At 73.5% G+C, this 7,424-nt stretch carries 3 protein-coding genes and 2 pseudogenes; 4 read left to right on the forward strand and 1 reads right to left on the reverse strand.

The window, feature by feature from the left end; all coding sequences use genetic code 11:
* Positions 1 to 67 precede the first annotated feature (67 nt).
* From ACFYM6_RS32205 to ACFYM6_RS32215, 3 genes and pseudogenes are all read left to right on the forward strand, one after another.
* Positions 68 to 1,756, forward strand: coding sequence for a methylmalonyl-CoA mutase (locus ACFYM6_RS32205; RefSeq protein ID WP_387281235.1), 1,689 nt, complete (start codon positions 68 to 70; stop codon positions 1,754 to 1,756).
* A gap of 115 nt (positions 1,757 to 1,871) precedes the next feature.
* Positions 1,872 to 2,777: a tetratricopeptide repeat protein gene (locus ACFYM6_RS32210; RefSeq protein ID WP_387281237.1), complete on the forward strand. Its 906-nt coding sequence runs from the start codon at positions 1,872 to 1,874 to the stop codon at positions 2,775 to 2,777.
* 67 nt (positions 2,778 to 2,844) lie between these two features.
* Positions 2,845 to 4,002 (forward strand): annotated as a pseudogene (locus ACFYM6_RS32215) (arginase family protein); the annotation flags it as partial.
* 278 nt (positions 4,003 to 4,280) lie between these two features.
* On the opposite strand, the gene ACFYM6_RS32220 reads toward ACFYM6_RS32215, so the two are convergent.
* Entirely contained in the window at positions 4,281 to 6,245 is a 1,965-nt protein-coding gene (locus ACFYM6_RS32220) for a penicillin-binding transpeptidase domain-containing protein (RefSeq protein ID WP_387281238.1), read from the reverse strand.
* Positions 6,246 to 6,523: 278 nt separating this feature from the next.
* Between ACFYM6_RS32220 and ACFYM6_RS32225 the strand changes: the two are divergent.
* Positions 6,524 to 7,424: pseudogene (locus ACFYM6_RS32225) on the forward strand (NAD-glutamate dehydrogenase); the annotation flags it as partial.

The raw sequence follows: 7,424 nt of genomic DNA on the forward strand, positions 1-7,424 counted from the left end.
TAGCGATCGTTCAGGCGGCCGTTCTACACTCGGTCTTCAGTCGAGGACTCGAGGAGGAGCCCCGCGCATGGACGCCGACGAGATCGCCGCCGGTCGGGCCCGCTGGCAGGCCCGCTACGACGCCGCCCGCAAGCGGGACGCGGACTTCACCACGCTCTCCGGCATGACCGTGGACCCGGTGTACGGCCCGCCGGAGGGCGTGCCCTACCCCGGATTCGAGCGGATCGGCTGGCCGGGCGAGTTCCCGTACACCCGGGGGCTCTACCCGACCGGCTACCGCGGGCGGACCTGGACCATCCGGCAGTTCGCCGGCTTCGGCAACGCCCAGCAGACCAACGAGCGCTACCAGATGATCCTCGGCGCCGGCGGCGGTGGGCTCTCCGTCGCCTTCGACATGCCGACGCTGATGGGCCGCGACTCCGACGACCCGCAGTCGCTCGGTGAGGTCGGCCACTGCGGCGTGGCCATCGACTCGGCCGCCGACATGGAGGTGCTGTTCAACGGCATCGACCTGGCCGGCGTGACCACCTCGATGACCATCTCCGGCCCGGCCGTGCCGGTCTTCTGCATGTACCTGGTCGCCGCCGAGCGGCAGGGCGCCGACCTGTCCCGGCTGGACGGCACGCTCCAGACGGACATCTTCAAGGAGTACATCGCGCAGAAGGAGTGGCTCTTCGACCCGGAGCCGCACCTGCGCCTGATCGGCGACCTGATGGAGTACTGCGCCCGGGAGATCCCGAAGTACAAGCCGCTGTCGGTCTCCGGCTACCACATCCGCGAGGCCGGCGCGACCGCCGCGCAGGAGCTGGCGTACACCCTGGCCGACGGGTTCGGCTACGTCGAGCTGGGGCTCTCCCGCGGGCTGGACGTCAACGTCTTCGCCCCGGGGCTGAGCTTCTTCTTCGACTCCCACGTGGACTTCTTCGAGGAGATCGCCAAGTTCCGGGCCGCCCGCCGGATCTGGGCCCGCTGGCTGCGCGACGTCTACGGCGCCACCAGCGAGAAGGCGCTCTGGCTGAAGTTCCACACCCAGACCGCCGGGGTGTCGCTGACCGCCCAGCAGCCGGTCAACAACGTGGTGCGTACCGCGGTGGAGGCCCTCGCGGCGGTGCTCGGCGGCACCAACTCGCTGCACACCAACGCCCTCGACGAGACCCTGGCCCTGCCCACCGACGAGTCGGCCGAGATCGCCCTGCGTACCCAGCAGGTGCTGATGGAGGAGACCGGGGTGACCAACGTGGCCGACCCGCTCGGCGGCGCCTGGTACGTCGAGGCGCTCACCGACCGGATCGAGGCCGAGGCGGAGGAGATCTTCGCCCGGATCAAGCAGCTCGGCGGCGACGGCCCGCACAAGATCGGCCCGATGACCTCGGGCATCCTGCGCGGCATCGAGGACGGCTGGTTCACCGGGCACATCGCCGAGTCGGCCTTCGTCTACCAGCAGGCGCTGGAGAAGGGCGACAAGAAGATCGTCGGCGTCAACTGCCACACCGGCACCGTCGCCAAGGAGCTGGAGATCCTGCGCATCTCGCACGAGGTGGAGCTGGAGCAGCGCCGGGTGCTCGCCGCGCGCAAGGCCGCCCGCGATGACGCCGCGGTCAAGGCCGCCGTGCAGCGCATGGTCGAGGTCAGCCGGACCGGGGAGAACATGATCCCCGCCATGCTGGACGCGGTCCGCGTCGAGGCCACCCTCGGCGAGATCTGCGACGCGCTGCGCGCCGAGTGGGGCGTCTACCGCGAGCCCGCCCGCTTCTGAGTGGCCGCGCCGGTGCCGGGACGCCCGGTACCGGCGCCCACCTGGCGTGAGAGTTGCAACTGTCGCCGTCGCGGTTGATCTGAGTTCAGCGGGACACGTGCGAGACTAGATAACCATGAGCGACCCACGGATCACCTCGTCGATCTTCACCCGCGGCGCGGTCGACCTCAGCGCCCTGCGCAGCACCGCCCCCAATCCCGCCCCAGCCAAGTCCGGTCCCCCCGCCGGCGCGCCCGGCGGCGCGGCCGGTGGGGTCAGCGTCATCGATGTCACCGAGGCGACCTTCCAGTCCGAGGTCCTCGAACGCTCGCTGACCACCCCGGTGATTGTGGACTTCTGGGCCGAGTGGTGCGAGCCGTGCAAGCAGCTCTCCCCGGTGCTGGAACGGCTGGCGGTGGAGGGTGCCGGCGCGTGGGTGCTCGCCAAGGTGGACGTGGACGCCAACCCGCGGATCGCCCAGATGTTCCGGGTGCAGGGCATCCCGATGGTCTACGCGATCGTCGGCGGGCAGCCGATCGACGCCTTCTCCGGGGTGGTGCCGGAGGCCCAGCTGCGCCAGTGGATCCAGGCCGTGCTGAAGGCCGGCGGGGTCAGCGTCGAGGCGCCCGAGGACCCGCGCCTCGCCGAGGCCGACGACGCGCTGATGACCGGCGACCTCGACGCGGCCGAGCGGGCGTACCGGAAGATCCTCGCGGAGTCCCCGGCGGACGCGGCGGCGGAGGCGGGGCTGGCCCAGGTCGGACTGGCCCGCCGGGTGGCCGGCGCCGACCCGCAGGCCGCGCTCGTCGCCGCGCAGGCCAACCCCGACGACGTCGACGCCCAACTGCTGGCCGCGGACATCGAGGTGCTCAGCGGCCTGGCCGAGCAGGCCTACCAGCGCCTGGTCGGCCTGGTCCGCCGCACCGCCGGTGACGACCGGGAGAAGGTACGCCAGCACCTGGTCGGCCTGTTCACCATCGCCGGTCCGGAGGACCCCGCGGTCGCCTCGGCCCGGCGGGCCCTGGCGAGCGCCCTGTTCTAAGCACGTAGCACGCCAGCGCGGGCCGGCGTACCGGCCGGCCCGCCCCGATCATCGAGGACGGGAGCCCCTGATGCGCCGAATCGCCGTCCTCGACGCGCCGACCAACCTCGGCTTGCGCCCACCCACGGCCAGCTCGGTCCCGGGCTGCGCCAAGGCTCCGGGCGCGCTGCGTGACCATGACCTGCTCGCCCGGCTGCGGGCCCGCGACGCGGGCTGCCTCACCCCACCGCGGTACGACCCGGGCGACTGGCGCCCCGGCGACGGGGTCTGCCACGCCCCGGAGATCGCCGCGTACTCGGCGGCGCTGGCCGACCGGATCGGCGCGATCATCGACCGGGGGGAGTTCCCGCTGGTGCTCGGCGGGGACTGCTCGGTGCTGCTCGGCTCGGCGCTGGCCATGCACCGGCTCGGCGAGGCGGTCGGCGGCCGGATCGGGCTGGTCTTCGTCGACGGCCACTCCGACTTCCGGCACCCCGGCAACGCCTCGTACGTGGGCGCGGCGGCGGGGGAGGACCTGGCCCTGGTCACCGGCCGGGGGCAGGCCGACCTGGCCGCGATCGAGGGGCGACGCCCCTACTTCCGCGACATCGACGTGGTGGTCCTCGGCATCCGGGCGCAGGATGAGTACCGGCTCGACCTGCAGGCCGCCGGCATCACCACCCGGCCGGTGCCGGCGCTGCGCGCCGAGGGCGCCGCCCGTACCGCCCAGTGGACGCACGAGCAGCTGGCGGACTGCGCCGGCTACTGGGTGCACATCGACGTGGACGTGCTCGACCCGGCGGTGCTGCCGGCCGTCGACGCCCCCGACCCGGGCGGGATCGCCTTCGCCGAGCTGGAGATCCTGCTCACCGGGCTGGTGGACACCCCGCACTGCCTCGGGGTCGAGCTGACCGTCTTCGACCCCGACTACGACCCCGACGGGTCGTACGCCGCCGAGATCGTCAACACCGTGGTGGCCGGGCTCGCGCCGGTCTCCGCGCCCAGCGCGACGCCGCCGCGGCTGCTGCCGTCCGGCCCGGTCGCGCCCGCCCCCCGGCCGGGCAACGGCCGTCCCGCGAACCGCCGCGTCCTGCCCTCCCCGGTGACGACTCCGGCCCCCGCGGTCGCCGTGGAGCCGATCGGCCCCGCACCGACGCCGAGCGAGCCCGCCGACGGCGACCCCGCTGTCTCCCTGGCCGCCGACGTGGACAGCGACGACGCGCCGTCCGCCGGGACTGCCGGGCCGGGCCTGTTGCCACAGGTGGTGGCGGACGAGGGCGACGGGCCCGAGCAGGTCGGTCCGGGGTCGGGCGTGCTGCGGCGCGTCTCGGCGCGGGACGAGCCTGCGCCCTCCGAGCCGGTCGGGCCGCCCGCGTCGGCGGGTCCGGGCCTGCTGCGCCGGGTACCAGCGGCCGAGGAGGGGCCGACCGCGTCAACCGGCAACGCCTCGTCGCGGCCGGGCATCGACATCGCCTGACCTCCGCCGGCGCTCGCCTGATCGTGGGAGGGGCGGCGGGACGCGGGTCAGCGGGTGGGGAGGGCGCGGAGGAAGCGCGCGGCGATCGGGACCGCGCTGGCCGTGCTCGATCCGCCCTGCTCCACGAAGACCGCGAAGGCGATGTCGCCCTGCCAGCCGACGAACCAGGCGTGCGTGTGCGCCGGGTTGTTGTCGTACTCGGCGGTGCCGGTCTTGCCGTACACCGGGCCGCCGGGTACGCCGGCGAGGGCGCTGCCGGTGCCGCTGGTGACCACCGCGCGCATCATCGTCTTCAGCGCCGCCACCGACTCGGGCTTCAGGTCCGGGCCGGCCGGGGCGGGCTGCTGCGGGGCGGGATCGAGCAGCAGCTTCGGCTGCTCCCAGTGGCCCCGCGCGACGGCGGCGGTGGCGGCCGCCATGGCGAGCGGGCTGACCACCGTGGTGCCCTGGCCGATCGCCGCGGCGGCCTGCTCGGTGGAGCCGCCGTTCGCCGAGACCTTGCCGGTGAAGGCGTCCACGCCGAGATCCCACTTCGCCTCCAGGCCGAGGGTGCGGCCGGTGACCGCGAGCCCGTCCGGCCCGAGCTGCGGCGCCAGGGAGGCGAAGGCGGTGTTGCAGGACTTCGCGAAGTTGGTGGTGAACGGGACCGACCCCAGCTCGAAGTTGTCGGAGTTCTTGAACGAGCGGCCGTCCACGTTCAGGGTCTTCGGGCAGTCCACCCGGGCGTCCGGAGTCACCGCCCCCTTGTCCAGCAGGGTGAGCGCGCTGACCATCTTGAACGTCGATCCGGGCGGCACCTGGGCGGTGAAGGCGAGGTTCTCGCCGGCCGGGCCGGGGCCGTTGGCGGCGGCCAGCACGGTGCCGTCGCTGATCCGTACGGCCACCAGGGCGGAGCGCCGGGCCTGCCCCCGCAGCGCCGCGTCGGCGGCGTTCTGGGTGGCCACGTCGAGGGTCGTCTTCAGCGGCTGGCCCGGCTTCGGCTCGCTGCGGAAGACCTCGATGCCGGTGGGGGTGGTGGTGCCCTCGGACCCGGGACGCTCGGTGACCACGGTCAGCCCGGGCACGCCGCGCAGCCGCTCGTCGTACCGGCCCTGGAGGCCGCCGTGCCCGACCAGGTCACCGGCGACGTAGCGGTCGGGGTGGGCCTTGAGGTCGTCGGCCTGCGCCGGGTCGACCGAGCCGAGCAGGGCCCGGGCGAACTCCCGGGTCGGTGCCAGGTCGAGCTGGTCGGTGGGGAACCTCGTGCCGGGCAGGTCGTAGATCCTGGGCTTGATCTGGCGGTACGCCTCCTCCCGCAGGGTCACCACCTCGATGAGTGCCCCCGGGTCGGCCTCCTTGAGGCGCTTGGGCAGGTCGGAGAGGTCGACCGGCGGGGTGAGCGGGGGCCGGATCGCCTTGAACGCGGCGTCCAGCTGGCGGACCAGCGCCGGGACGTCCTTGACCTCGGCGGGGTGCACGCCGACCCGGACCACCGGGCGGGGCGCGACGATCGGTTTGCCCGCGGCGTCCAGCACCCCGGCCCGGGGCGCGCGGTCGCGGCGCAGCGCGAGCCGGTCGCCCTGCTCCAGCTTCTCGTGCACCACGGCGGGCTCCCAGATCACCTGCCACTGGTCGTCGCCCTGCCGGAGGCGTACCGGGGTCTCGTAGCTCCAGCGGGTCTGGCCGGGCAGCGTCCAGGTGACCTGGACCCGCGCGGTGGCGATGTCGGCGGTGATCTTCGGCTCGCCGGCGGCCGTCAGCTCGGGCGGGGTGCCGGCCAGATCGCCGGAGAGCGCCTTGAGCTCCTTGGCCACCTCGGCGGCCGGGACGCGCGCCCCGGTGGGGTCGATGAAGCCCACCGCCTGCAGATCGCCGGAGCGCCAGCCCGTCAGGAACGCGGCGACGCTCTGCTCCGGCCCGTCCGCGCCGGAGCAGCCGACCAACCCGGCCCCGACGAGCACGGCGGCGGCCAGCGCGGCACGGACCGGCCGGCGAGGGGAGAGGCGGTGGCGAACGGGGTACGACGTGGGCATGCAGCAGTCCTCCGGTAGGAAACTGCCCTGCACGCTAGTACGGCGGGCCCTTCTCCACCGCCCCGCGAGCAGGCAAAGAGCGCAGTGGGGCAGTGTGATGAACATCGCCAGTCCGGGTACTCCGCGACCGGGCCGACCACGGAACCGCAACGGGTGAAAGGACAGAGTCCCGATCCGGACGTCCGGCCAGTGGTCCGCCGACGAACGGGCAGACCGGTAGGGCCTAGGCTGGGCGGGAGAGTGACCCACAACGCGGTGGGTCGAGGGGAGTGGCACCGATGGACCGGCGTCCGGCGATCAAACCGGGACCCGACCTCCGGCAGGTTGATACCAGTCGGGACGATGACAGCTTCGATTCGGCGACCGACGGGGACGGTTTCGGCCGTCTCGACACAGGAGCGACCGGGATGACCGGTTCGAGCGTCGACACGCTCTACGACCTGGGCCTGCCCACGCAGGCGCTGGCCGAGGAGTCGGACGACGCCGAACTGGACGAGCCGGTACCCAACGCGGAGCGCCTGGTGGCCCAGGCGGTCGCGCTGGCCGGCGACGACCACGACGCGGCGACCCTGGTCAGCCGCTTCTGGCGGTTCGCGCCGGACGAGGAGCTGATCGGCTTCACCGCCGAGGAGATGCTCGACGCCGCCCGGGCGCACCGGGACCTGGCTCAGCAGCGCGTACCGGGCGAGCTGAAGCTGCGCATCCACGAGCCGGACGCCGACCAGCACCACAGCGTCATCGAAATCGTCACCGACGACATGCCCTTCCTGGTCGATTCGGTGACCGCCCTGCTCAACTCGCACCACATCGACGTGCACCTGCTGGTGCACCCGCTGGTCGTGGTCCGCCGCGAGCCGCTGGGCCGGCTCACCGAGGTCTCCGCCGACGTGGAGCCGGACGACGCGATCGCCGGTGACCTGGTCGAGAGCTGGATGCACATCGAGATCGACCCGATCCGGGACCCGGCCGAGCGGGAGAAGCTGCGCAAGGAGCTGCAGCGGGTGCTCACCGACGTCCGGGAGGCCGTCGAGGACTGGCCCAAGATGCGCCAGCGCGCCCTGGCCCTGGCCGACGAGCTGGCCGCCGCGCGTACCTCGGACAGCCGGCCGCCGGTGCCGGAGAAGGACATCACCGACTCGGTGGAGCTGCTGCGCTGGCTGGCGCACGACCACTTCACCT

This window comes from Micromonospora sp. NPDC006431, from assembly GCF_042870725.1.
In the GTDB taxonomy this organism is placed as follows: domain Bacteria; phylum Actinomycetota; class Actinomycetes; order Mycobacteriales; family Micromonosporaceae; genus Micromonospora.

What these genes read in the sequence shown, in the direction of transcription:
- ACFYM6_RS32205 (WP_387281235.1), top strand. Translation starts at nt 68, where the DNA reads ATGGACGCCGACGAGATCGCCGCCGGTCGGGCCCGCTGGCAGGCCCGC.
- ACFYM6_RS32210 (WP_387281237.1), top strand. Translation starts at nt 1,872, where the DNA reads ATGAGCGACCCACGGATCACCTCGTCGATCTTCACCCGCGGCGCGGTC.
- ACFYM6_RS32220 (WP_387281238.1), bottom strand. Translation starts at nt 6,245, where the DNA reads ATGCCCACGTCGTACCCCGTTCGCCACCGCCTCTCCCCTCGCCGGCCG.